The sequence below is a fragment of the Streptomyces sp. NBC_01304 genome (assembly GCF_035975855.1).
In the GTDB taxonomy this organism is placed as follows: domain Bacteria; phylum Actinomycetota; class Actinomycetes; order Streptomycetales; family Streptomycetaceae; genus Streptomyces.
Genome location: NZ_CP109055.1, coordinates 6,273,970 through 6,297,846, shown reverse-complemented (window position 1 = coordinate 6,297,846; position 23,877 = coordinate 6,273,970). Strand labels below are relative to the sequence as shown.

Genomic DNA, 23,877 nt, shown 5'->3' with positions numbered 1-23,877 from the left:
CTCAAACGCCGGACGGGCTGACTTCATCAGCCCGTCCATGACTAGCGAGCCGTACCCGTCCCCTTCACCGCGTCCAGCGCATACACGCACCGGTCCTTGCTGCAGGCGTACACCACACCCGCCTGCGCCACCGGTGAGCCGGTGATCTCGCCACCCGTGGCCAGCTTCCAGCGGAGCTGACCCCCGTCCGCGTCCAGCGTGTACAGGCAGTGGTCCGCCGACCCGAAGTGGATCCGGCCCTCGGCCGCGACCGGCGACCCGATCACCTCGCCACCCGCCTGGAACCGCCACTTCGGCGTACCGGTGACCGCGTCCAGCGTGTAGAGACCATTGCCGCTGCCCACGTGGACATGGCCACCCGTGACAAGGACGGGCTCGATCGAGGCGCGCGACTCCGTCGCGATGCGCCAGCGGTCACGCCCGTCCGTCGCGTCGAGGGCGTACACCGTGCCGAGGTAGTCGGCGAGATAGACCCCGCCACCCGTCACCGCCGCACCCGGCGCGAAGGTCGGCGGGGAGAGGAAGACCGCGGGGGCCTCGAAGTGCCAGCGCACATGCCCGCCCGCGACATCGATCGCCAACACCCTTGTCCCGGCGGCGACATAGACGTATCCGTCATCGGCCTGGGACAGCCGCACCGGCACTCCCCCGCAGGACGCCGCGTCGCCGATCGGGTACGACCAGCGCTCGACGCCCGTACGCGCCTCAAGGGCTCGGAGCCGCGCGTCCTGCCAGACGTAGACCGTGCCGTCCTGGATGACGGGGCCGGCCTCGGGGGTCTCGAAGTCGGTCTGGGCGCCGGTGACTTCCCACAGCTTCTCGCCGTTGGCCGCTTCCCAGCCCTGTACGCCGCCGCCGCGGGTGCCCGTGACGATCGTGCCGCGGTCCGCCTTGAGCGAGTACACCCAGGCGTCCGTGTTCAGGCGCCACAGGTCGGAGCCGTCCTTGGCGTCGAGGGCGTACAGCGTGGGCCCGTCGGAGGCGTGGATGCGGCCGTCGGCGACCGCCATCGACCAGGCGACGTCCCGCGTCTTGAACTGGCGGCGCCCGGTGGCCACATCGAGGGCGTGCACCTCGAAGGACGTGACGTAGACCTGCTCGCCGGCGACGTGCGGGGTGCCCCAGACGTCGTTGGACATGCGGAACCGCCAGGGCCGCCAGGGCGCGTCCGCCGACGGGGACGGTGGCGGCTGGGCCGGTGCCGGTACGGAGGGCGCCGCGCCGTTCACCGCGGCAGCTGGCCCCGGTCGGCCGCGGGAGTAGGACGCCGCGAGCCCGCCGTCGGGCACGGCCGCCTTCTCCGCCGCCGCACGGGCGTCCGCGACGCGCGGGCCTGGGCCGATCGGGACGGCGGAGCCCGGCAGGTGCACGGGGCTGGAGCCGGGCGGCGAGGCAGGCGGGGCCGGAGCGGTGACCGGGCCGCCGCGGCGCCAGGCCGCGTCCCAGTCGTCGTTGCCGAGGGCGGGGCCGGGCGAGACCCGTGACGCGTGATCGGAGGCTGGCTGGGGCGGCAGCTGCGGCGGGAGTGCCTGCGGGGGCGGCCCGCCCCGGCCTCCGGCGCTGCCCCGCCCGGAACCGCTGGGCTTGATCGCCGGCCGGCCGCCGCGCCGGCCCTCGATCAGGGCGGTGGCCCGCTCGGGCAGCCAGGCCGAGGCGGTGCCGCTGTCGTCGGAGCCGGAGAAGAGGTGGGGGGCGAGCTGCGACTGGAGGTCGGCGGGGCTGGGCCGCATCGCCGCTTCCATGTGCATGCACATCTCGATGAGCGGCCGCAGCTCGTCCGGCAGGCCCTCCAGGTCCGGACCCTCGCGCAGCAGCATGAAGACCGTCTCGACGGGGTTGGCGCCGTGGAACGGGGCGTGCCCGGTCGCCGCGTAGACGAGGGTGGAGCCGAGCGAGAAGACATCGCTGGCGCCGGTGACGCTGCGGGAGTCCTTGGCCTGCTCGGGGGACATGTAGGCGGGCGTACCGACGGCGACGTTCGTCATCGTCAGCCGCGTATTGGAGACACCGGAGGCGATGCCGAAGTCGATGACCCGGGGGCCGTCCTCGACCACCAGCACGTTCGACGGCTTCAGGTCCCGGTGTACGAGACCCGCGCCGTGGATCGACTGCAGGGCCTCGGCGATACCGGCGGCGAGCCAGCGCACCGCCTGGGCCGGGAGCGGCCCGCACTCGTTGATTATTTCCTCGAGCGAGGGTGCGGGCACATAGGCGGTGGCCAGCCACGGCACGGCGGCGCGCGGGTCGGCGTCCACGACGGCGGCCGTGTAGAAGCCGGAGACCGCGCGGGCGGCCTCCACCTCGCGGGTGAAGCGGACGCGGAACAGCTGGTCCTCGGCGAGCTCGGTCCTGACCGTCTTGATCGCCACGCGTCGGCCCGAGGCCGAGCGCGCGAGATAGACCAGGCCCATACCGCCGGCACCAAGTCGTCCAAGCACCTCGAACGGCCCGATCCGCCTCGGATCGTGCTGCGTCAGCTGCTCCACCACTTGCCTGCCACCTCCCCGTACGAGACGTCACTGGTCAGCGTCTCACCACCGAGCCGCAATGGCGGCACGCACCCTGATTCTTCCTGTCTCGGCCAGCGGTTGCGAACCCGGGGCCGGATCGGGATGTCTGGGTCGAGGAGTATCAAGTCGGGGCAAACCAGCCCGTCGGATTCCGGGCCGAGCCCCCGCCGGACCGCACCGTCCGCAGTCCGGCGGGGGCAGATCGGTGCCGTTCAGCGCCGGGGTCGGTGTCGCTCAGTCCTGCAGGACGGCGAAGACCGCTCCCTGGTTGTCGATGAGAACGGCCATCCGCCCGCCCGTCACCCGACCACCGCCCCTCATCGAGGCGCTGCGCGCCGCCACTTTTGATTCATACGGAATGTCGAAGGGCTCCGCCTGTACGCGCCCGCCGAGCCGCTTCGCCGTGGCCGCGGTGGCGTCACAGTCCGTGACGTTGAAGTAGATGAGGAAATGGGCCGGCATCTCGGCGGGGAAGGTCCCGGAGACCAGCGACCGCCCGCCGATCGCGGTGTCCGGCCCGGCCTCCGCGCCCGCCGGCGACCACGTGCGGAAGTCGAGCCCCTCCGCGTCTCCCCCAGCGTCTTGCACCGGGTCGCCCAGGTCCGCGCCGCCGAACCCGAAGACGCCCTCGTAGAAGGGGTCGACCAGGGCCTTGTCCCGCGAGTAGACCTCGGTCCAGCAGAAGGAGCCGGGCTCGCCCTTCTTCTCGAAGCCGGCCAGCGAGCCGGCCTGCCAGAGCCCGAAGACGGCGCCCTCGGGGTCGGCTGCCTGGGCCATCGTGCCGAAGGCGCCGATCGGCATGGGCTCGATGACCAGCTGCCCGCCCGCCTTCTTGATCCGGCGGGCGAGGGCGTAGGCGTCGGGGGTGGCGAAGTACACGTTCCAGACCGTGGGCATCCGCCCGTCCTGCTTGGGGGCCAGCGCGGCGACCAGCTCACCGTCGCGGAAGGCCTCGTACTCCGGCCCGGCACCCTCGCGGAAGGTCCAGCCGAAGAGCTCTCCGTAGAAGCGCTTGCCCGCCTCGACGTCGGGGAGCAGCGCATCGATCCAGCAGGGGACGCCTTCGGCGAATGCGACCTCGCCCATCTCATCCATGGACCCGTCCATGGACCCAAAGTAACGGCCCCTCACCCTGCGCGCAGGAGAATGAATCGAACAACTGGTCAATTCTGGGGAGCGGGGGCGCGCGCCGGGGTCTCGCGATGCCGGCCCCTCACTTCCGGTGCCTCCGCCCGGCGAGCCCCATTTGCAGTCGGCCGAATCGCGCCCCGATCACCCCTCGGTAAGCTGACGGCATGACAGGACAAGTACGTACCGTCGATGGCCGCGTGGCCGGACGCCGCGGCCAGGCGACGCGAATGAAGCTGCTCGACTGCCTCAGCGAGATGCTCAGTTCGTCGCCCTACCGCGATGTGAAGGTCATCGACGTGGCCCGGAAGGCCGGGACCTCGCCCGCGACCTTCTATCAGTACTTCCCGGATGTGGAGGGCGCGGTCCTCGAGATCGCCGAGCAAATGGCCACGGAGGGCGCCGGGTTGACCGATGTGCTCGCCGAGCGTTCCTGGGTGGGCAAGGCGGGGTGGCAGACCTCGCAGGAACTCGTGGACGGTTTCCTCGACTTCTGGCGCAAGAACGAGGCGATCCTCCGGGTGGTCGACCTCGGGGCGGCGGAGGGGGACAAGCGGTTCTACAAGATCCGCATGAAGATCCTGAACTCCGTCACCAACTCCCTTACGGACACGGTCAAGGACCTACAGGCGAAGGGGAAGGTCGACAAGGACGTCAACGCCGCGGCGATGGCGGGATCCCTGGTGGCCATGCTGGCCGCGGTGGCCTCGCACCAGAAGGGCTTCCAGACCTGGGGGGTCAAGCAGGCCGAACTCAAGCCCAACTTGGCGTTGTTGGTGCATTTGGGCATTACGGGGAAGAAGCCGACGAAGTAAGGCTGACTGGGGTCCTGTCATACATTTTCCCCACCCTGCCCCTGGGTCCTCAAACGCCGGACGGGCTGACATAGTCAGCCCGTCCGGCGTTTGAGGACACCGCCCGGAGGGCGGAAAGCTCCGCAGGATTTAGGGAAGGGGCGGGGTGGGGGATCCCTCTCTGCGCTCCAGGCGGAACAACCGGATCTCCCGATCGATCCGCGCCTGGTAAGTCGCGTACGGCGGCCAGAACTTGAGGACCGCCTCCCACGCCGCAGCCCGCTCCTCCCCCGCCAGGAGTCGAGCCGTGACCGGAATGTCGGACCCCTTCCAGGACACCTCCGCATCCGGATTCGCCTTCAGATTCACCGTCCACACCGGATGCCCGGGCCGCCCGAAGTTGGACCCGATCAGGATCCAGGTCCTGGAATCCGGCTCCGGCATGCACGCCAACGGGGTGCGGCGAGGCACCCCGCTCTTGGCCCCACGGACAGTGAGGATGACCCCCGGCAGCATCTGCGCACTCAGCATCACCTTGCCCCGCGTGAGCCGATGCACCGCCCGGTCCATCGCGGGAATGAAGTGCGGCGCGATCTTCGCGAAGGTCTTCGTCGAGGAGACCTTCTGCATCATGCGCACCCCGACCGGCATCAGACCGCCACCTCCGCGGAAGCGGAAGCGGAAGCGGACGCGGGATCGGAAGCGGGATCGGAGACCGGGACCGAGACCGGCTCGGCGGCAGCCGGAACGAACAACCCCGCCCGATCCGCCGCATGCGCCCGCAGCCGATGCACGGGCCCGAACAGCAGCTCGTCCCCCGCCGCCCGCTTGAAGTACAGATGGGCCTCGTGCTCCCAGGTGAAGCCGATCCCGCCGTGCAGCTGCACGGCCTCGGACGACGCGGTACGCAGCGCCTCCAGGGCCTGCGCGAGGGCAAGCCCGCCCACCCGCTCACCGGCACCAGCACCGGCACCGGCACCGGCACCGGCACCAGACGGACCCGACCCCGCCGCCCACGCCGCGTAGTACGCCGCGGACCGAGCCGCCTGCACGGCCACGTACACGTCCGCGAGCCGGTGCTTCACCGCCTGGAACGACCCGATCGGCCGGCCGAACTGCTCCCGCTCCTTGGCGTATTCGACGGTCCGCTCCAGGGCCCGGTCCGCCGCGCCCACCGCCTCCGCGGCGAGCACCGCGGCGAGGGTGTCGCCCGTCGCCGCGAGGGCGTTCGCGACCTCGGCGGCATCATCCGGCCCCAGCAACTCGGCGGCCGCGTCCCGCAGTTCGATGCGGGCCTGCGGTCGCGTCTCGTCCAGCGAGGTCTGCCGCGCCGTGGCGACTCCGGCCGCGTCGGCGCGTACGAGGAAGAGGAGTGTGCGGGAGCGGGCGAAGCCCCCGGTGTGCGCGGCCACCACGAGCAGCCCCGCACTGTGCCCGTCGAGGACCTGCTCGGCCTGCCCGTACAGCCGCCAGCCGTCCTCATCCACCTTCGCCTGTACGCCGCCCGCGCGGCCCCCGCCCGCCCAGTCCCCGGCGTTGTCACCGGCAAGCCCGAGCGCCGTGGCCAGCGAGGCGCCCGGCACCGCGAGGGTCGCGGTGAGCGCCCCCGAGGCCAGCTGCGGCAGCAGCTCGCGGCGCTGCCCGTCCGTGCCCAGGCGGGCGATCAGCGGGGCCGCGAGCGCGGCGGTCGCGAGCAGCGGGCTGGGCACCAGGGCGCGGCCCGTCTCCTCGCAGGCGAGGGCGAGTTCGGTGACGGAGCAGCCGACCCCGCCGTACTCCTCGGGCAGCGCGAGCCCCGGCAGGCCCAGCTGCTGGGAGAGGGTCTGCCACAGCTGTGGGTCGTGGCCCGCGGCGGTTCGGACCGCGGCCTTGACCTCGTCCGGGCCACAACGCTTGGCTACGAGTTCGCGCAGGGTGCGCCGGATCTCGTCCTGCTCCGCGGTGAAGGCGGCGTCCATCGGCGGGTTCCTCCCCTGGGGCCAGTTCGCCCTCGGAGGCGAACGCCTCCGATCTGACGGGCCGTCATATTAGGCCGGGAAGCGGCAGATGCACAGGGGCTGAACGCATCTGCCCGGCACCCCGCCCCACTTCCCCCCGACCCTCCCGATCACCTGTCGGCGGCCCTGGAATCTGATGTACCGTCAGATTCATGTCAGCCTCAACCGCCCACCCCCGTCGCAAGGTCGCGGTCGCCGGTATAGCCCTCTCCGACTGCGGCCGGGTCGACGACGCCACCCCCTACGCCCTGCACGCCCAGGCCGCCCGCCGCGCGCTCGCCGACTCGGGGCTCGACAAGAGCGTCATCGACGGCTTCGCCTCGGCCGGGCTCGGCATCCTCGCGCCGGTCGAGGTCGCCGAGTACCTGGGCCTCAAACCGACCTGGGTCGACTCGACCTCGGTGGGCGGCTCCACCTGGGAGGTGATGGCCGCGCACGCCGCGGACGCGATCGCCGCGGGGCACGCCAACGCCGTCCTCCTGGTGTACGGCTCCACCGCACGGGCCGACATCAAAGCGAAGCGGCGTACGTCCAATCTGTCGTTCGGCGCCCGCGGACCGCTGCAGTTCGAGGTGCCGTACGGTCACTCGCTCATCGCCAAGTACGCGATGGCCGCCCGCCGTCACATGCACGAATACGGCACCACGCTGGAGCAGTTGGCCGAGGTCGCCGTGCAGGCGCGGGCCAATGCGGCGCTCAATCCGGACGCGATGTTCCGCGACCCGATCACGGTCGACGAGGTGCTGAGCGGCCCGATGATCGCGGACCCGTTCACCAAGCTGCACTGCTGCATCCGCAGCGACGGGGGCGCGGCCGTGCTCCTGGTCGCCGAGGAGTACGTCGCCGACTGCGCCAAGGATCCGGTGTGGGTGCTCGGCGCCGGGGAGCACGTCTCGCACACCACGATGTCGGAGTGGGACGACTTCACGGTCTCCCCCGCGGCGGTCAGCGGGCGGCTCGCCTTCGAGCGGGCCGGGGTGCGTCCGCAGGACATCGACATCGCGGAGATCTACGACGCCTTCACGTACATGACCCTGGTGACCCTTGAGGACCTGGGCTTCTGCGCGAAGGGCGAGGGCGGCGCCTTCGTCGAGAAGGGCCGTCTCACGTTGACCGGGGACCTGCCCGTGAACACGGACGGCGGCGGCCTCTCGGCCCAACACCCGGGCATGCGCGGCCTGTTCCTCATGGTCGAGGCGGTACGGCAGCTGCGCGGCGAGGCCGGCCCGAACCAGGTGCGCAAGGCGGGCGGACGACTGCCGGAGCTCGCGGTGGCCTCGGGGACGGGCGGGTGGTTCTGCTCTTCGGGAACGGTCGTGCTCGGGCGGGACTGAGCTCCGCAGGACCGAACCTGGTCCGGTGGGTGGCGGGGCGGAGGTCCCCGCCGCCCACCGGACCGGGAATCACAGCTTGAAGATGTCGCCGAAGCTCGGCAGCGCCGGCAGCTTGTCGCCACCCGGCAGCTTGTTGAGGTCGAGGGCACCCAGGTCGAGCGACTTGAGGTCGAGCGGCTTGAGCAGGGCGCCGACCGCGAGGCCGAGGTTGCCGACGCTCAGGACGTTCTGGATCGCCAGCGTCACACCGACCAGCGCGGCCGGCAGCTGCCCGACCCCACCGGGGCCGGCGCCGACCACCTTGACCAGGGCGTCCGTCTGGACCTTCAGCGCGGACAGCGCCGACTTCAGCAGCTCGTCCTCCGGCCCCGCGACAGCCAGCGCGTCCGCGAAGGCCGCACGGTAGGCGGCCTCGTCGACCGGGCCCTGCTTCGCGTCGGCGAGCAGGTCGTCGGCGGTGATGGCCACGTCCTGCAGGGCCTGCTTGTACACCTCCTGCTGGGAGGCGGAGAGCGCCGCGCCCGCGGCCGGCAGCACGGTGGGGGCGGCGGCAGCGGTGCCGGAGACGCCGACGACGAGGGCACCGGCGAGCGCCGCGGCCACGAGGGCGGCGGCTGACTTGTGCAGGTTCATTTACAGGGTCCTTTTCCAGGGTGGGGGATGGAGCGGGTCGACCCTGTTTCACACCCTGTGATCAGTCGTGACGGTACGCAACGCGGCGGTGGCCAATGGGGGGTCGCCCCTGCCCGTCCGAGGATCCATACGGTCGCCATGGACGAACGTGTAAGACATCCGTACAGCCGTGGACGTCGGCAGGACGACATCCAGAAGGCGGCCGACACGATCAGGATCAAGGAGTACGCGGTGGCGTGAGGGAACACGCGTGGCACGGCCGAAGTTGTACAGAGGAGTGACTCACGACGACGTGCGACTACGGAGGAGATCCCTGTGGCCCTGACCGTTGCAGAGCGCGAAGCGTTCCTCGCCGAGCCCCACATCGCCGCCCTCGCGGTGGACGCGGGCGAGGGGCGGGCCCCACTCACCGTCCCCATCTGGTACCAGTACGCACCCGGCGGCGACCTCCAGGTCATGACCGCCATCGACTCCCGCAAGGGACAGCTGATCACCGCCGCGGGCCGCTTCTCGCTCATGGTGGACCGCATCGAACCGACCATTCGTTACGTGTCCGTGGAGGGCCCCGTCGTCGAGACGCGGAAGGCCACCATCGAGGAGCTCCGAGAGCTCTCGGCACGGTATCTGCCGGCCGAAAAGGTGGACGGGTACGTCGAGTTCGCCTGGAAGGAGCACGGCGATCACACGATCTTCGTGCTGCGCCCGGAACGCTGGCTGTCCACCGACCTCGGATCGGTCTGAGCCACAATCGCGGGATGAGCCACGAACACTTCACCGAGCTGCTGAGGTCCCGGCGGGTCTGGGACATCGAGCTGCCCGCGTTCGACCCGGCGACCGCGCCCGCTGAACCCGTGGAGCTGTTCCACGCGTGGTTCGCCGAGGCGGTCGCCGCCGGACAGCCCGAGCCGCACACCATGGGCCTGGCCACCGCGGACGGGTCCGGCCGGCCCGACGTACGCACGGTGATGCTGCACGACGCGGACGCGCACGGCTGGCACTTCGCCTCGCACGCGACCAGCCGCAAGGGCCGCCAGCTCGCGGCCCGCCCCGAGGCCGCGCTGCACTTCTACTGGCCGGCGCAGGGCCGCCAGATCCGCATCCGGGGCCGGGTGCGGACCGCACCGCCCGCCGAGGCCCAGGCGGACCTGCACGCCCGCTCGACGGGCGCCCTCGCGGCCGCGCTGGTCGGGCGGCAGAGCGAAGTGCTCGGATCACAGGGGGAGTTGGCGACCTCGTCCGCCGCCGCGTGGGAGCGGGCGCAGGCGGAGCCGGACGCGGAATCGCCGACGTGGACCCTGTACGTGCTGGAGCCGGACGAGGTCGAGTACTTCCAGGGGGACGCACAGCGTCGGCACGTGCGGGTCCGGTACCGGCGGGAGGCCCCGGACAGTGACTGGACCCGGGAACTGCTCTGGCCCTAGGGCCTGCCTTCAAACTCCCGCCTGCCCCGCGACGCCGCAGTGACATCAGCTGCTGCCGCAGCGGGCGCACGCTCGCCGCACCGGGCGAAAGCCCAAGTACGTCCAGTACGAGGGCTTCCACCCGGCACGCCGAGCGCACGCACCAGACGCCGCGGGGCCGCCCTTCGGGCGACGACGGGAGTTTGAAGACAGGCCCTAGGCCTTGTCTGCCGGGGTCGTCGACGTTGCCGGGGTCGCCGGGCGATCCGTGGCGAGGCGGGCGTGCATGTGGGCGTTCGAGAAGGTGCCGTCGGCGTTGAGGTGTGAGCCGCGCAGGATGCCCTCGCCGACGAATCCGCACCGTTCGGCGACCCGGCAGGAGGCCTCGTTGGCCACGACGTGGTCGAGGGCGAGGCGGTGCACGCCGAGCCCGAACGCCCAGTCGGCGAGCAGCCCGAGCGAGCGGGTGGCGACGCGCTTGCCGCGGGCGTCGGGCAGCACCCAGTAGCCGATGGTGCCGTTGCGGTTGGGCCAGTACACCGAGATGAGCGAGATGCTGCCGAGGATGCGGCCCGTCACCTCATCGGTCACGCAGTACGAACCCGCGACGCCCTCGTCCCACTGCCGGGCCCGGTTCCGCAGCGCCTCGCGCGCACCGGCCAGGTCCTCGATCGGCTTGGCCGGGTTGTTCCAGAGCTTGAACTCCGGGTCGGTGACCCCGGTGAGCATCGCCTCGGCATCCGCGTCGGACGCCGGGTCCCAGGGGCGCAGCAGCAGCCCGTCGCCGCGCAGTTCGGTGCACACCAGCCGGCGGGTCACGGGCCCAGTCCCCTTCGTCATGGGCCCATTCAACCCCGAAGACCCCGTCGGTCAGGTCCGTGGCCGGAACACCGCGACGGCCACGGCCCGTTCACTCTCGCCGCCCTCGCCGCCCCCGCCCTCCTCGCGGAACGTCACCGCCAGCTCCATCCCGATCGCCAGGTCCGCCTCCGCGCACTCCACCACCTCGGTCATCATGCGCGGCCCCTCGGCCAGATCGACCACGGCCGCGACATAGGGCGTACGCGTCCCGAAGGGCGGCAGGTCGTTGCGGTGCACGACGGACCAGGTGTAGAGCGTGGCCCGGCCACTCGCGGCCTCCCACTCGACGTCCTCGCTCCAGCAGTGCGGGCAGAACTCGCGCGGATAGTGATGCGCCCGCGCACAGGCCCGGCACCGGCGGAGCAGCAACTGCCCCTCGGCGGCGGCGTCCCAGTAGGGCTGGGTGAAGGCGTCGATGTCCGGGAGGTCGAACCGGGGCCGGGGGGTCGTCGGCGTACTCACTCAGAACAGTCCCATCGCGTTGTCGAGCGACCAGCTCTGCCAGGACATCCCCACCAGGGCGATGAACGAGATCAGCGCCATCATCGCGTTCTGCCCCTGCTCGGCCCAGTCGTGGATCATCAGCACGAGGTAGAGCAGATTGAGCAGCAGCCCGCCGACCAGCGCGATCGGGGTGAGGAAGCCGACGATCAGGCCGAGCCCCAGGGCGAGTTCGGCATAGACGACGACGTACGCCATCGTCTTGGGCCGAGGCGCCACGATCGTGTCGAAGCCGTTCTTCACGGCCCCCCACTTGTGCTTCCCGGCCACGTCGGCGGCCCAGGCGATGCCGGTCCCGCGCTCGAACCAGCCCTTCTTGTCCTTGTGCCGCCAGCTCTCCAGCCACCACAGCCCGAGGCCGATGCGCAGCACGGCGAGCCATTCGGCACCGCTCAGCCAGATCGTCTCCATGCCCATCCCCTCGTCGGGTCCACTCGCCCCGTCACGCCCCGGTACGTTTCTGACGGTACGTCAGTTCAGCGGATGGGACGCCTCTTGCGCAAGGGGCGGGCCTGGGGCATCGCCGGGACATGAGGCATGGGCATGGGGCATTCGGGAGCATCCCGCCGGGGCGTGATCAATTCGCAACCGGATTGACCATGGACCGCACCCCATCCATTGACAGGGTCATTACGCTCCCGCTCATGGCCGACACCTCGCACACCGACCTGGACCGCACCCAGGACCGCCCCGTCTATGTCATAGGCGGCGGCCCCGGCGGTCTCGCGGCGGCGGCATCGCTGCGCGCGCAGGGGCTCCGAGCCGTCGTACTGGAGAAGTCCGAGTCCGTCGGGGCCTCCTGGCGACGCCACTACGACCGCCTGCACCTGCACACCACGCGCCGGCTCTCGGCCCTGCCGGGCCTCGGGATGCCGCGCTCCTTCGGACGCTGGGTGTCGCGTGACAACGTGATCCGCTATCTGGAGAAGTACGCCGAGTACCACGAGCTGGAGATCATCACCGGCGTCGAGGTCAACCGGATCGACCGGGCCGAGGACGGCTCGGGCTGGCTGCTGCACGCCACCGGCGGGCGGGAGTTGACGGGTTCGGCGGTGGTCGTCGCCACGGGGTACAACCACACGCCCCGGCTGCCGGACTGGCCCGGCGCCTCCTCCTTCACGGGCGAGCTGCTGCACGCGGGCGAGTACCGCAATGCCGCGCCGTACGCGGGCAAGGACGTCCTCGTGGTCGGTGTCGGCAACACCGGCGCGGAGATCGCGGTCGACCTGGTGGAGGGCGGCGCCTCCCGCGTCCGTCTGGCAGTCCGCACCGCCCCGCACATCGTGCGCCGCTCCACCGCGGGCTGGCCGGCCCAGCTCACCGGCATCCTCTGCCGCCGCCTGCCGGTCTCGTGGGTCGACAAGCTGGCCGGGCCCATGGCGAAGCTGAGCATCCCCGACCTTTCCGCGCAGGGCCTGCCGCGGCCCTCGGCGGGACTGTACTCGCGGGTCCGCGAGGGCTCGATTCCCGTGCAGGACGTGGGGTTGATCGCGGCGGTCCAGAAGGGTTCCGTCGAGCCGGTCGCGGCGGTGTCCTCCTTCGAATCCGGCAAGGTCGTCCTGGCGGACGGGTCCCGGATCGAGCCCGATGTGGTGATCGCGGCGACGGGGTATTCACGGGCGCTGGAGGGGCTGGTGGGGCATCTGGGCGTGCTCGACCCACAGGGGCGGCCTCTGACGACCGGAGCTCGGTCTCCTGAGCAGGCCCCGGACCTCTTCTTCCAGGGCTACACCAACCCGATCTCCGGGATGTTCAGGGAGATCGCGATCGACGCAGGGCGCATCGCGAAGGTACTGGCTCGCTGACGGCCTTTTGTTTCCCCACCCCGCCCCTTCCCGTAAGACTGCCGTCGGCGTCAAAGATGTCCTCAAACGCCGGACGGGCTGATTTATCAGCCCGTCCGGCGTTTGAGGACACCGCCCGAAGGGCGGAAGGCTTCGCAGAATTTAGGGAAGGGGCGGGTAGGGGACCCAGCCCGCCGCAGGCGCACACAACCCGCACGCTGCACCCGAGTTCCACCAACCCATGGAGGACGCACGTGGCACGCGAAAGACAGATCACCCGCCGAGCCCTGCTGGGCACCGCCGCCGCAGGCGCAGGCACCCTGATCGGAACCACCGCAAGCCCCGCCGCAGCAGCGACCCGCGAAGTGGACGTAGCCATAATCGGCGCAGGCCTCGCAGGCCTGACCACCGCGAGGGACCTCGCAAAGGCGGGCAAGAGCGTGCTCGTCCTGGAGGCGAGAGACCGCGTCGGAGGACGCGTCCTCAACCTCAAGCTCCCGAACGGCGACGCCACCGAGGGCGGCGGCGAGTTCATCGGCCCCACCCAGGACCGCATCAAGGCCCTCGCCGACGAGGTGGGCGTGGCCACCTTCGCCACGTACAACGCGGGCAAGAACCTGCTCTACAAGGACGGCAAGCGCACCCCGTACGCCACCGACGGCCTCCTGGGCGCCGTCCCGCCCATCGACGCCGCGGGCCTCGCGAACGCCGCCGTCGTACAGGCGCTCCTCAACGACCTGGCCAAGAAGGTCCCGGTGAACGCTCCCTGGACCGCCGAGAAGGCCCAGGAATGGGACCAGCAGACCTTCGAGACCTGGCTGAAGCACAACGCCGTGATCCCGTCGGCCAAGTTCCTCTTCGACGTGGCCTGCACCTCGGTCTTCTCCGCCGAGCCCCGCGAACTCTCGCTCCTCTTCGTGCTGTTCTACATCGCGGCCGCCGGCAACGAGTCGACCCCCGGCACCTTCGAGCGCCTCACCGAGACCGCGAACGGCGCCCAGGCGACCCGCTTCGTCGGCGGCTCGCAGCAGGTCCCGATCAAGCTGGCGGCGACGCTGGGCGACAAGGTGCTGCTCGACGCGCCCGTGCGCACCATCACCAAGTCCGGTGACCGGCTGACCGTGGCCGCGGACGGGGGCGTGAGCGTGTCCGCGCGTCGCGTCGTCGTCGCGATCCCGCCGTCGCTCGCGGCCCGGATCGAGTACGACCCGCTGCTCCCGGCCGCCCGCGACCAGCTGAGCCAGCGCCTTCCGATGGGCTCGGTGGGCAAGGCGGTCGCCGTGTACGACAAGCCCTTCTGGCGCGAGCAAGGCCTCAACGGCCAGGCCCTCAGCGACACCGGCGCGATCCGCTCGACCTTCGACAACTCGCCGCAGGACGGGTCGTACGGCGCACTCATGGGCTTCATCGAGTCCGACGAGATGCGCAGGCTCAACGGCGCGAGCGAGGCCGAGGTGAAGGCCGTCGTGCTCGCGAACTACGCCGCGTTCTTCGGCGACAAGGCCAAGACCCCGACCGCCTTCCTGCTCCAGCGCTGGGACAACGAGGGCTACACGCGCGGCGGTCCGGTAGCCTATGCGCCACCCGGTGTGCTGACCCAGTACGGGCCCGAGCTGCGCAGGCCGGTGGGCGGCATCCACTGGGCGGGGACCGAGACGTCCACGTACTGGAACGGATACATGGACGGCGCGGTGCGCTCCGGCGAGCGCGTGGCCAAGGAGGTCCTCGCGGTGCTCTGAGTCATCGGGCACGGCACTCCGGATCACGGCGAGCGGCGCTCTGATCACGGGTCAAGAAGGCTTGCGGCGGGTAGGGAACAGGTCAAATTCCCCGCCCGCCGCCGCTTTTTGGGCTCATCCGGTTGCTTCTTTGCACGCAAGCCTGTTCCTGACGGGCCGTCAGTTCAGTAATCTGACTATGCGTCAGTTGCATGGATCGGACGTTGGACCGGACGCAGACCGGACGTAGACCGTTACAGGAGCACCCAGGAGGCGGGCGTCAGCGATGCTTGGATCGACTCACGGCACCCTCAGCACCGACTCCCGCCCGGCCCATGTGGTGGCCTGCGGAGAGCAGCGCCCGCACGCGGCCGTGCACAGCAGCACGGGCCCGGAGGGCGCCGGCACCGATGTGGACGTCAGCGGCCGGCCGCTGCACGCCGAAGTCCCTGACCTGGACCGCTTCTTCCGCCCCGAGTCCGTCGCCGTGATCGGCGCCTCGGACGCCGAGGGCCGCCCCAACACGGGCATCACGCGCCAGCTGATGGCCTGGGCAGAGCGGGTCGGCGCCCGTCTGTACCCGGTGCACCCGACCCGCGAGTCGGTCTTCGGCCTCGACTGCTTCCCGTCGGTCGCGGACCTGCCCGAGCAGGTCGACCTGGCCGTGCTCCTCGTCGGCGATCCGCTGCCTGTGATCGAGGAACTGGCCGAGTCCAAGGTGAAGTTCGCCGTCGCGTTCGCCTCCGGTTTCGCCGAGACGGGCGCGGAGGGCGCGGCCGCGCAGGCCCGCCTCGCGGCCGCGGTCGAGCGCTCGGGCATCCGCCTGCTCGGCCCGAACACGAACCTCAACGCCTTCGAGAAGTTCCGCGACGACCTCGAAGGACCGGCGATCGCCCTGATCACCCAGTCGGGACACCAGGGCAGGCCCGTCTTCACCATGCAGGAACTGGGCGTACGCCTCTCGCACTGGGCCCCCACCGGCAACGAGGCCGACCTGGAGACCTCCGACTTCATCTCCTACTTCGCCGAGCAGCCCGAGGTCGGCGCCATCGCCTGTTACGTCGAGGGCCTCAAGGACGGCCGCTCCTTCCTGCTCGCCGCCGACCGCGCGGCCCGCGCCGGCGTCCCGGTCGTCGCGGTCAAGGTCGGCCGCACCGAGACCGGCGCCCGGATGGCCGCGTCCCACACCGGCAAGCTGACCGGCGCGGACAAGGTGGTGGACGCGGCGATGCGCCAGTTCGGCGTGATCCGCGTCGACGGCCTGGACGAACTCCAGGACACCGCAGCCACGTTGGCCCGGGCCCGCAAGCCGCAGGCCGACGGCGTGGTCGTCTACTCCATATCCGGCGGCACGGGCGCCCACTTCTCCGACCTGGCGACCGAGGCGGGCCTCGACCTGCCCACCCTCTGTGCCGCCAAGCAGGACGAGCTGCACCAGTGGATCCCCGAGTACCTGAACGTCGCCAACCCCGTCGACAACGGCGGCCACCCGGTGGGCGACTGGCGCGGCCGCAAGATCATCGACGCGATCCTGGCGGATCCCTCGGTGGGGGTGCTGATCTGTCCGATCACCGGTCCCTTCCCGCCCATGAGCGACAAGCTCGCGCAGGACCTGGTGGACGCGGCCGAGCAGACGGACAAGCTGGTGTGCGTGGTGTGGGGTTCGCCGCTCGGCACGGAGGCGGCGTACCGCGAGACGCTCCTCGGCTCCTCCCGGGTCGCGACCTTCCGCACCTTCTCCAACTGCATCACGGCGGTACGCGCCCACCTGCAGCACTCCCGCTTCACCGCCTCGTACACCTCGCCCTTCGACGAGGCCCCCCGCACCCACTCCCCCTCCTTCCGCAAGGCCCAGGCCCTGATGCGCCCCGGCCAGCAGCTCAGCGAGCACGCGGCGAAGCAGCTGCTGCGCGCGTACGGGATACGCGTCCCGCGCGAGCAACTGGTGACGAGCGCGGCGGCGGCCGTGCGGGCGGCGGGCCTGGTCGGCTACCCGGTGGTGATGAAGGCGTCCGGCGCCCGCCTGGCCCACAAGACCGAACTCGGCCTGGTGAAGGTCGGGTTGACCTCGGCGAGCCAGGTCCGGGACGCCTACCGCGAGCTCACTGACATCGCGCGCTACGAGGGCATCGACCTCGACGGCGTACTGGTCTGCCAGATGGTCGAGCGGGGCGTCGAGATGGTCGTCGGCGTCACCCAGGACTCGCTCTTCGGCCCGACGGTGACGGTCGGGCTCGGCGGCGTCCTGGTCGAGGTCCTGCAGGACGCGGCGGTACGGGTGCCGCCGTTCGGCGAGGACCAGGCTCGGGCGATGCTTTCGGAGCTGCGTGGGCGGGCGCTGCTCGAGGGGGTGCGGGGTGGGCCTCCGGTGGACGTGGACGCTTTGATCGAGGTCGTCCTCCGCGTGCAGCGCATGGCGCTCGAACTCGGCGATGAGCTCTCGGAGTTGGACATCAATCCGCTGATGGTGCTGCCCAGGGGGCAGGGGGCGGTTGCGCTGGACGCGTTGGCTGTCTGCCGGTGAGAGATTTTCCCCCACCCCGCCCCTTCCCGTAATTCTGCGAAGCCTTCCGCCCTTCGGGCGGTGTCCTCAAACGCCGGACGGGCTGGTTCTACCAGCCCCCGCCCAGAATGCCGGCGGCAGCCTTTCGGGAAGGGGCGGGGTGGGGGAAATGCCCGCCGCAGGCGCAACGAACCCGCACCCGACAAACCTCCAGGAGCCCCAATGACAGACACCACCGCCGACGAAGTCCTGCACACCGTCACCAGCAACGTCAGCTGGATCACGCTCAACCGGCCGGCAGCCATGAACGCCGTCACCTGGGACCAGCGTGAGCGCATCATCACCCTGCTCGCGGAAGCCTCCGCAGACCCCGACATCCGATCCGTGGTCATCACCGCGACAGGCAAGGGCTTCTGCGCAGGAGCCGACATCCGAGGCGGCCCCGCACCCGCGGAGCGCATCCCAGGAGACGTGGCCCGCACCATCCAACGCGGAGCCCAACGCTTCATCGCCGCCATCATGGATTGCGAAAAGCCGGTGATAGCCGCGGTGAACGGCACGGCCGCCGGCATCGGCGCGCACCTCGCCTTCGCCTGCGACCTGGTCATCGCGGCGGAGAACGCCAAGTTCATCGAGGTGTTCGTACGCCGCGGCCTCGTCCCCGACGGCGGCGGCGCCTACCTCCTGCCCCGCCTGATCGGCCCGCAGCGCGCGAAGGAGCTCATGTTCTTCGGCGACTCCGTGCCGGCTGCGGAGGCCGAACGCCTCGGGCTCGTCAACCGGGTCGTCCCGGCCGAGGACCTGGAGAAGACTGCCCGCGAGTGGGCCGAACGCCTCGCCCAGGGTCCGACCCGCGCCCTCGCCATGACGAAGCAGCTCGTTAACGCCTCCCTGGAGTCGGACCGCAGGGCCGCCTTCGCCGCCGAGGCCACCGCCCAGGAGATCAACATGACGACGCGGGACGCCAACGAGGGCGTGGCGAGCTTCGTGGAGCGCCGCTCGCCCGAATACAGGGGTCGTTGAGGGGTTACCAACCCCCGCTCACCCCTTCCAATCTGACACCCCGTCAGCTTCAATGGGTGACGTGATGGGACACGCAGGGATGGCGGCCACCGCCGTCCGATACCTCAGGTCGGTCGGCGCCTCCACGGTCGCCGAGCCAGTCGAAGCACTGCCCCGCCCAGATCTGCGCGCGGTCGGCGAAGACGAGCGGCTGCCGCTCGACGGGGCCGAATTCCGGCGCGTGCTGGGACACTTCGCCTCCGGCGTCACCGTGATCACGGCGCTGGACGACGAGGGCCCGGCCGGCTTCGCCTGCCAGTCCTTCGCCTCGCTGTCCCTCGACCCGCCACTGATCGCGTTCATGGTCGCGCGTACGTCGACGACCTGGCCGCGCATCGCCCAGGCGGGCACCTTCTGCGTCAACATCCTGGGCGCCGAACAGGGCACGCTCTGCCGGGGCTTCGCCGTCAGCGGCGGCGACAAGTTCGCCGGCGTCACCTATGACGCGGCCCCGTCCTCCGGCGCACCCCGCCTCGACGGCGTACCCGCGTGGCTCGACTGCACGATCCACGCGGTGCACACGGGCGGGGACCACCTGATCGTGGTGGGCCGGGTCGATGCGCTCGGGGCGACCGAGGCGGGCGAACCGCTGCTCTTCCACCAGGGCAAGTTCGGCCAGTTCCAGGCCTGAGGAAGCCCACTCCGGCGACGTGACAACGTACGAACTACGCGGCAGTGACCGCCAGTTCCTCCGCACGCCTGCCCTTACGGATGACGACGGCCATCAGCGCGGCCGCGGCGCACAGCGCGCCCGACGTGTACCAGACCACGTCGTACGACCCGAAGTTGTCCCGCGCCACCCCGCCGAGGAAGGCGACGATCGCCGCGCCCACCTGGTGCGAGGCGAGGACCCAGCCGAAGACGATCGCCGAGTCCTCGCCGTAGTGCTCACGGCAGAGGGCGAGCGTGGGCGGGACCGTGGCCACCCAGTCGAGGCCGTAGAAGACGATGAAGAAGATCATCGGCGGCCGGACGTCCCCGGCGCCCTGCACGAGCAGCATCGGCAGGAACAGCAGCGAGATGCCGCGCAGCGAGTAGTACGCGGCGAGCAGGCGCCGCGAGTCGAAGCGGTCGGTGAGCCAGCCCGAGAAGATCGTGCCGGCGACGTCGGCGACCCCGATCACCGCGAGCAGCGAGGCCGCGGCCTGCATCGGCATGCCGTGGTCGTGGGCGGCGGGCACGAAGTGGGTCTGGATCAGGCCGTTGGTCGAGGCGCCACAGATCGCGAAGGTGCCTGCGAGGAGCCAGAAGGGGCCGGTCCTGGCGGCCGAGAAGAGAACCTTGACGGTACGCCGCGCGGCGCCCACGGCCGGCGGAGGCTTGGGCACGAACTCCTCGGCCCCGTAAGGCGCTAGCCCCACGTCCGCCGGGTGGTCGCGAAGCAGCAGCCACACGAAGGGCACGACGGCGAGTGCGGTCAGCGCGACCGTGATCGCGGCCGGGTGCCAGCCGTGCTCGGTGACCATCCAGGAGAGCAGCGGTAGGAAGACCAGCTGCCCGGAGGCGCCGGCGGCGGTGAGGATGCCGGTGACCAGGCCGCGCTTCTCGGTGAACCACCGGTTGGTGACGGTCGCCGCGAAGGCCAGTGCCATCGAGCCGGAGCCGAGGCCGACGAGGACGCCCCAGTACAGGATGAGCTGCCAGGCGGCCGTCATCCACAGGGTGAGCCCGGTGCCGATCGCGATGACGGTGAGGGCGAGCGCGACGACGCGACGTATGCCGAAGCGGTCCATCAGCGCGGCGGCGAACGGTGCGGTGAGTCCGTACAGCGCGAGATTGACGGAGACGGCGAAGCCGATCGTGCCGCGCGACCAGTGGAACTCCTGGTGCAGCGGGTCGATGAGAAGGCCGGGAAGGGCACGGAAGGCGGCGGCGCCGAGGATCGTCACGAAGGTCACGGCGGCCACGTACCAGGCGCGGTGGATACGCCCCTCGGTCCGGCCCGCGACCTGCGGTTCCTGCGCGTCTGCGGGTACTTCCGCGGCTACGTCCCGGGCTGCGTCCTGGGCTTCGGTTGTCTGCGTCACGTCAACCATCCTGATGGCCGGAATCACCCCGCACGACTGGCCCGAAGGACACACTTCGCTAGGATCGAGCCATGGCCACCGCGTCCACTCCCCCCGCCCTCCCGGAGCCCGCCCTCCCGAAGCGCCACCGTGTCGTCGTCCTCGCCCTCGACGGCCTGCTCCCCTTCGAACTCGGCATCCCGCACCGCATCTTCGGCCGGGCGAAAGACGCGAACGGGCACAAGCTGTACGAAATCATCACGTGCTCCGTCCGCCCGCCCGGCCCCGTCCGCACCGACTCGGACTTCTCGATCGTGGTCGAGAACGGGCCGGAGGCACTGGCCACCGCGGACACGGTCGTCGTCCCGGCCTCGTACGAGCTGGGTCCGGTCTTCGAGGAGGGCCGCCTCACCGACGAACTCGCCGCCGCACTGGCCCACATCAGGCCGGGCACCCGGCTCGTCTCGATCTGCACGGGCGGATACGTACTCGCCGCGGCCGGATACCTCGACGGCCGGCGCGCGACCACGCACTGGCACCACGCGGAGCACTTCCAGGAGCTCTTCCCGAAGATCGAGGTCGACGCGGACGTCCTGTTCATCGACGACGGCGACGTACTGACCTCGGCCGGCGTCGCCGCGGGCGTCGACCTCTGTCTGCACCTGGTGCGCCGCGACCACGGCACGGCGGTCGCCAACTACGTGGCCCGCTACACGGTCGTGCCCCCGCACCGCGACGGCGGCCAGGCCCAGTACGTCGAACGCCCGGTCCCCGAGCCCCAGTTGGCCACCACGACGGCCGCCAGGGCCTGGGCGCTCGGCCGCCTCCACGAGCCGATCCAGCTGCGCGACATGGCCGAGCAGGAGTCGATGTCGGTACGCACCTTCACCCGCCGCTTCCGCGAGGAGGTCGGCATCAGCCCGGGCCAGTGGCTCACCCAGCAGCGCGTGGAGCGGGCCCGCCACTTGCTTGAGTCGAGCGACCTGTCGATGGACCAGGTGGCCCGGGACGCGGGCTTCGGAACGGCGCAGTCGATGCGGCAGCACGTGCAGGGGGCGCTGGGGGTGACGCCGACGGCGTACCGGCGAACCTTCAAGTCCAGCCCGTCCGGGGTGTGATCATTCAGCCCGTCCGGCGTTTGAGGACGAGGCCGAAGGCCGTGATCCGGGCAGGGGTCCGGGGGCGGCAGCCCCCGAGGTGCCGTCAGGCTTTCGGGAAGGGGCGGGGAGGGGAATCTCTTTGCCCCGCCCGCCCCGAGTGGCCCGCTCCCCCACCGCACCGACAACCGTCAGCACAACAGTCAGCCCCACCCCCGCCAGAATCGCCAGGGACGGCGAAGTCACCTTCAGCAGCGCCCCGGACAGGGTCCCCGCGGCGGCATACCCCGCACCCACAGCCGCGTACATCACGGAGTACGCCGCAGCGAGCGCGCTCGACGGCAGCACGGCCCGCAACGTGAGCTGCCGCGTCATCATCGATCCGGCCTGCAGCACCCCGGCGATGCCGAGCATGATCCCGATGAGCACTCCCGAGGGCAGCACGGCCACCAGCACCACACACCCCGACACGGAACACATCAGCACCAGCGACTGCACGGGCAGGCTCCCCGGCCACGACCCGCGCAGCCCGTACAGGAACGCCCCGACCCCCGACCCGACGGCGAACCCGGCCAGCAACGGCCCCGCCCAGCCGACACCGATGCCGCGCTGCTCAAGGAGGGCGGGGAGGATCAGTTCGGCGAGGCCGAGCAGGGAGAGCGAGGCGGCGCCGGTGACGAACACCGGCCAGGCCCGCGCCACGGTCCGCACCATCGACTCGCCGCCCGGTTCGGCGGCCTCCTTCTCCCAGCCGACGGGCAGGCGCCACATCCCCGCGCACCCGGCGGCCATGAGCACGGCGCCGAGCAGCAGCGGCAGACGGGGATCCAGGGAGAGGGCGAGCCCGGCGACGGCGGCCGGGGAGATCGCCCAGATCGCGAAGGTCAGGGTCGTCTCGTAACTCAGCGCCTGCGTCACGACCCGCTCGGGCACCAACGAGGTGAGCAGGGCCCGCAGTCCACCGGGCGCGGCGGCCGGCCCGGCCCCGGCTATGAACGCGAAGGCGGCGAGCAGGACGGGATGCGCGCCGGGGAACACCCCGAGCGCCCCGAACCCCGCGGCCCCCACCGCCAGTCCCCCGGCGAGCGCGGGCCGGGCCCGCTCGGCCTTGAGCCGCATGCCGAGCAGCGGGGCGCCGACGATCTCGCCGAGCACGTACACGGCGGCGAGCAGCGCGCCCAGCGTGTATCCCCCGGGCCGCTCCCGCACGAGAAACACCACGGCGAGCGGCGCCATGGCCACCGGCATCCGCGCCCCCACGGCCACGCCGCTCCAGGTCAGGACGGGTCGGGTAAGTACGTCTCGGTACGCGCGCAGGGACATGGGCGGACGATATCCTCCCCGCCCCGCCCTTCCCGAATGTCCTCAAACGCCGGACGGGCTGACTTTGTCAGCCCGTCCGGCGTTTGAGGACAAAGGGGGCTAGGGGCAAAGCCCCAGTCGTCGAAGACTTTCGGGAAGGGGCGGGCTGGGGAATCTAAAACGTCAGAACCCCACGCGCCACCTTCCCCCCATGCAAATCCTCCGCAGCCTTCGCGAACTCCTCGACCGGATAGGTCTGAGTGACCAACTCATCGAGCAGCAACCGCCCCTGCCGATACAGCTCCGCATACATCGGAATGTCCCGCTGAGGCCGCGAAGACCCATACCGGCATCCCAGGATGGACTTGTCCAAGAACATCCCCGCCGGCAGGAACGACGCCTCGACGGTCGGCGCGGTCATCCCGAGCAGCACCGCCTGCCCGTGCCGATCAAGCAGCTCGACGGCCTGTCGAATCAGCTTCGGATTCCCCACGCACTCAAAGACATGATCGGCCCCGGTCGGCAGGACCTCCTTGACCGCAGCCGACGTATCGGCCACAGCGGACGCATCCACGAAGTGCGTCGCCCCGAACTGCCGAGCCGCCCCCTCCTTCGCCGGATTCGCATCCACCGCCACGATCACCGTGGCCCCCGCGATCCGTGCGCCTTGCAGCACATTGAGCCCGATCCCGCCGGCCCCGATGACGACCACCGTGTCCCCGCGATCGACCTTGGCGCGATTGAGCACGGCCCCGACCCCGGTCAGCACCCCGCACCCGATGAGGGCAGCAGAAGTCAGCGGAATGTCCGACGGAATCTTCACGGCCTGGACGGCCTTCACCAGCGTCCGCTCGGCGAAGGCCGAGTTCGAAGCGAACTGGAACAGCTTCTCCCCACCCCGTGAGAACGGCCGCCCCGGCATCCCGATCGCCTTGCGGCACATGGTCGGCCGCCCCCGGTCACAGTCGGCGCAGGCCCCACAACTCGCCAGCGTGGAAAGGGCCACATGGTCCCCGGCCGCCACGTGCCCGACCCCGGCCCCGACCGCCTCGACGACGCCCGCACCCTCGTGCCCGAGCACCACCGGCACCGGAAACGGAATGGTCCCGTCGATCACGGACAGATCGCTGTGGCACAGCCCGGCGGCCGCGATCGAGACGAGCACTTCCCCCGGCCCCGGGTCACGTATCTCCAGGTCGTCGACCACCTCGGGCTGCTTGCCGTCAAAGATGACGCCCCTCATCGAA

At 71.0% G+C, this 23,877-nt stretch carries 21 protein-coding genes; 10 read left to right on the top strand and 11 right to left on the bottom strand.

The window, feature by feature from the left end:
- Positions 1-41 precede the first annotated feature (41 nt).
- On the bottom strand, positions 42-2,489 hold the full coding sequence (locus OG430_RS28115) for an outer membrane protein assembly factor BamB family protein (RefSeq protein WP_327355398.1): 2,448 nt from the start codon (positions 2,487-2,489) through the stop codon (positions 42-44).
- Between the two features lie 255 nt (positions 2,490-2,744).
- Positions 2,745-3,617: a VOC family protein gene (locus tag OG430_RS28110; protein ID WP_327355397.1), complete on the bottom strand. Its 873-nt coding sequence runs from the start codon at positions 3,615-3,617 to the stop codon at positions 2,745-2,747.
- 188 nt (positions 3,618-3,805) lie between these two features.
- Here OG430_RS28110 and OG430_RS28105 point away from each other — a divergent pair, with 188 nt between their 5' ends.
- On the top strand, positions 3,806-4,453 hold the full coding sequence (locus tag OG430_RS28105) for a TetR family transcriptional regulator (protein WP_327355396.1): 648 nt from the start codon (positions 3,806-3,808) through the stop codon (positions 4,451-4,453).
- Positions 4,454-4,582: 129 nt separating this feature from the next.
- Here OG430_RS28105 and OG430_RS28100 read toward each other — a convergent pair whose 3' ends face one another.
- Together OG430_RS28100 and OG430_RS28095 are read right to left on the bottom strand one after the other, a co-directional pair.
- Positions 4,583-5,083, bottom strand: coding sequence for a nitroreductase family deazaflavin-dependent oxidoreductase (locus OG430_RS28100; protein WP_327355395.1), 501 nt, complete (start codon positions 5,081-5,083; stop codon positions 4,583-4,585).
- On the bottom strand, positions 5,083-6,390 hold the full coding sequence (locus tag OG430_RS28095; RefSeq protein WP_327355394.1) for an acyl-CoA dehydrogenase family protein: 1,308 nt from the start codon (positions 6,388-6,390) through the stop codon (positions 5,083-5,085). The genes OG430_RS28100 and OG430_RS28095 overlap by 1 nt, the downstream gene beginning before the upstream one ends.
- 191 nt (positions 6,391-6,581) lie before the next feature.
- Here OG430_RS28095 and OG430_RS28090 point away from each other — a divergent pair, with 191 nt between their 5' ends.
- On the top strand, positions 6,582-7,763 hold the full coding sequence (locus tag OG430_RS28090; protein ID WP_327355393.1) for a thiolase C-terminal domain-containing protein: 1,182 nt from the start codon (positions 6,582-6,584) through the stop codon (positions 7,761-7,763).
- A gap of 69 nt (positions 7,764-7,832) precedes the next feature.
- Here OG430_RS28090 and OG430_RS28085 read toward each other — a convergent pair whose 3' ends face one another.
- Complete coding sequence (locus OG430_RS28085) at positions 7,833-8,396, bottom strand: hypothetical protein (RefSeq protein WP_327355392.1); 564 nt, start codon at positions 8,394-8,396, stop codon at positions 7,833-7,835.
- 315 nt (positions 8,397-8,711) lie between these two features.
- Here OG430_RS28085 and OG430_RS28080 point away from each other — a divergent pair, with 315 nt between their 5' ends.
- Together OG430_RS28080 and OG430_RS28075 are read left to right on the top strand one after the other, a co-directional pair.
- Positions 8,712-9,137, top strand: a complete 426-nt coding sequence (locus OG430_RS28080) for a pyridoxamine 5'-phosphate oxidase family protein (RefSeq protein WP_327355391.1) — start codon at positions 8,712-8,714, stop codon at positions 9,135-9,137.
- A gap of 14 nt (positions 9,138-9,151) precedes the next feature.
- A complete protein-coding gene (locus OG430_RS28075) occupies positions 9,152-9,817 on the top strand; it encodes a pyridoxine/pyridoxamine 5'-phosphate oxidase (RefSeq protein ID WP_327355390.1) in 666 nt (221 codons plus the stop codon).
- A gap of 195 nt (positions 9,818-10,012) precedes the next feature.
- On the opposite strand, the gene OG430_RS28070 is transcribed toward OG430_RS28075, so the two are convergent.
- Genes OG430_RS28070 through OG430_RS28060 form a run of 3 tightly spaced genes read right to left on the bottom strand, consistent with a single transcriptional unit; the run spans position 10,013 to position 11,569 of the window.
- Positions 10,013-10,636: a GNAT family N-acetyltransferase gene (locus OG430_RS28070; RefSeq protein ID WP_327355389.1), complete on the bottom strand. Its 624-nt coding sequence runs from the start codon at positions 10,634-10,636 to the stop codon at positions 10,013-10,015.
- Between the two features lie 30 nt (positions 10,637-10,666).
- Complete coding sequence (locus OG430_RS28065) at positions 10,667-11,119, bottom strand: Zn-ribbon domain-containing OB-fold protein (RefSeq protein ID WP_327355388.1); 453 nt, start codon at positions 11,117-11,119, stop codon at positions 10,667-10,669.
- On the bottom strand, positions 11,120-11,569 hold the full coding sequence (locus OG430_RS28060; protein ID WP_327355387.1) for a DoxX family membrane protein: 450 nt from the start codon (positions 11,567-11,569) through the stop codon (positions 11,120-11,122).
- A gap of 233 nt (positions 11,570-11,802) precedes the next feature.
- On the opposite strand from OG430_RS28060, the gene OG430_RS28055 reads away from it, so the two are divergent.
- From OG430_RS28055 to OG430_RS28035, 5 genes are all read left to right on the top strand, one after another.
- The gene (locus OG430_RS28055; RefSeq protein WP_327355386.1) at positions 11,803-12,963 is read left to right on the top strand and encodes a flavin-containing monooxygenase; all 1,161 of its coding nucleotides are present in this window, start codon (positions 11,803-11,805) and stop codon (positions 12,961-12,963) included.
- Between the two features lie 233 nt (positions 12,964-13,196).
- Positions 13,197-14,681, top strand: a complete 1,485-nt coding sequence (locus OG430_RS28050; RefSeq protein WP_327355385.1) for a flavin monoamine oxidase family protein — start codon at positions 13,197-13,199, stop codon at positions 14,679-14,681.
- Positions 14,682-14,946: 265 nt separating this feature from the next.
- Complete coding sequence (locus OG430_RS28045; RefSeq protein ID WP_327355384.1) at positions 14,947-17,184, top strand: acetate--CoA ligase family protein; 2,238 nt, start codon at positions 14,947-14,949, stop codon at positions 17,182-17,184.
- Between the two features lie 201 nt (positions 17,185-17,385).
- Positions 17,386-18,186 carry an enoyl-CoA hydratase/isomerase family protein gene (locus OG430_RS28040; protein ID WP_327355383.1) on the top strand — a complete coding sequence of 267 codons (801 nt, stop codon included), beginning with the start codon at positions 17,386-17,388 and terminating at the stop codon, positions 18,184-18,186.
- A 79-nt stretch (positions 18,187-18,265) separates the two neighbouring features.
- The gene (locus OG430_RS28035; protein WP_327359249.1) at positions 18,266-18,856 is read left to right on the top strand and encodes a flavin reductase family protein; all 591 of its coding nucleotides are present in this window, start codon (positions 18,266-18,268) and stop codon (positions 18,854-18,856) included.
- A 34-nt stretch (positions 18,857-18,890) separates the two neighbouring features.
- Here OG430_RS28035 and OG430_RS28030 read toward each other — a convergent pair whose 3' ends face one another.
- On the bottom strand, positions 18,891-20,261 hold the full coding sequence (locus OG430_RS28030) for an MFS transporter (RefSeq protein WP_327355382.1): 1,371 nt from the start codon (positions 20,259-20,261) through the stop codon (positions 18,891-18,893).
- Between the two features lie 62 nt (positions 20,262-20,323).
- On the opposite strand from OG430_RS28030, the gene OG430_RS28025 reads away from it, so the two are divergent.
- Positions 20,324-21,349, top strand: a complete 1,026-nt coding sequence (locus OG430_RS28025) for a GlxA family transcriptional regulator (protein ID WP_327355381.1) — start codon at positions 20,324-20,326, stop codon at positions 21,347-21,349.
- Here the strand turns inward: OG430_RS28025 and OG430_RS28020 are convergent, their stop codons facing one another.
- Both OG430_RS28020 and OG430_RS28015 read right to left on the bottom strand, forming a co-directional pair.
- Entirely contained in the window at positions 21,350-22,651 is a 1,302-nt protein-coding gene (locus OG430_RS28020) for an MFS transporter (protein ID WP_327355379.1), read from the bottom strand. It lies immediately after the preceding gene.
- Between the two features lie 154 nt (positions 22,652-22,805).
- Positions 22,806-23,873, bottom strand: coding sequence for a Zn-dependent alcohol dehydrogenase (locus OG430_RS28015; protein ID WP_327355378.1), 1,068 nt, complete (start codon positions 23,871-23,873; stop codon positions 22,806-22,808).
- Between the last annotated feature and the right edge of the window lie 4 nt (positions 23,874-23,877).

What these genes read in the sequence shown, in the direction of transcription:
- OG430_RS28110 (WP_327355397.1), bottom strand. Translation starts at nt 3,617, where the DNA reads ATGGACGGGTCCATGGATGAGATGGGCGAGGTCGCATTCGCCGAAGGC.
- OG430_RS28105 (WP_327355396.1), top strand. Translation starts at nt 3,806, where the DNA reads ATGACAGGACAAGTACGTACCGTCGATGGCCGCGTGGCCGGACGCCGC.
- OG430_RS28100 (WP_327355395.1), bottom strand. Translation starts at nt 5,083, where the DNA reads ATGCCGGTCGGGGTGCGCATGATGCAGAAGGTCTCCTCGACGAAGACC.
- OG430_RS28095 (WP_327355394.1), bottom strand. Translation starts at nt 6,390, where the DNA reads ATGGACGCCGCCTTCACCGCGGAGCAGGACGAGATCCGGCGCACCCTG.
- OG430_RS28090 (WP_327355393.1), top strand. Translation starts at nt 6,582, where the DNA reads ATGTCAGCCTCAACCGCCCACCCCCGTCGCAAGGTCGCGGTCGCCGGT.
- OG430_RS28085 (WP_327355392.1), bottom strand. Translation starts at nt 8,396, where the DNA reads ATGAACCTGCACAAGTCAGCCGCCGCCCTCGTGGCCGCGGCGCTCGCC.
- OG430_RS28075 (WP_327355390.1), top strand. Translation starts at nt 9,152, where the DNA reads ATGAGCCACGAACACTTCACCGAGCTGCTGAGGTCCCGGCGGGTCTGG.
- OG430_RS28070 (WP_327355389.1), bottom strand. Translation starts at nt 10,636, where the DNA reads ATGACGAAGGGGACTGGGCCCGTGACCCGCCGGCTGGTGTGCACCGAA.
- OG430_RS28060 (WP_327355387.1), bottom strand. Translation starts at nt 11,569, where the DNA reads ATGGAGACGATCTGGCTGAGCGGTGCCGAATGGCTCGCCGTGCTGCGC.
- OG430_RS28055 (WP_327355386.1), top strand. Translation starts at nt 11,803, where the DNA reads ATGGCCGACACCTCGCACACCGACCTGGACCGCACCCAGGACCGCCCC.
- OG430_RS28045 (WP_327355384.1), top strand. Translation starts at nt 14,947, where the DNA reads ATGCTTGGATCGACTCACGGCACCCTCAGCACCGACTCCCGCCCGGCC.
- OG430_RS28040 (WP_327355383.1), top strand. Translation starts at nt 17,386, where the DNA reads ATGACAGACACCACCGCCGACGAAGTCCTGCACACCGTCACCAGCAAC.
- OG430_RS28035 (WP_327359249.1), top strand. Translation starts at nt 18,266, where the DNA reads ATGGCGGCCACCGCCGTCCGATACCTCAGGTCGGTCGGCGCCTCCACG.
- OG430_RS28030 (WP_327355382.1), bottom strand. Translation starts at nt 20,261, where the DNA reads ATGGTTGACGTGACGCAGACAACCGAAGCCCAGGACGCAGCCCGGGAC.
- OG430_RS28025 (WP_327355381.1), top strand. Translation starts at nt 20,324, where the DNA reads ATGGCCACCGCGTCCACTCCCCCCGCCCTCCCGGAGCCCGCCCTCCCG.
- OG430_RS28020 (WP_327355379.1), bottom strand. Translation starts at nt 22,651, where the DNA reads ATGTCCCTGCGCGCGTACCGAGACGTACTTACCCGACCCGTCCTGACC.
- OG430_RS28015 (WP_327355378.1), bottom strand. Translation starts at nt 23,873, where the DNA reads ATGAGGGGCGTCATCTTTGACGGCAAGCAGCCCGAGGTGGTCGACGAC.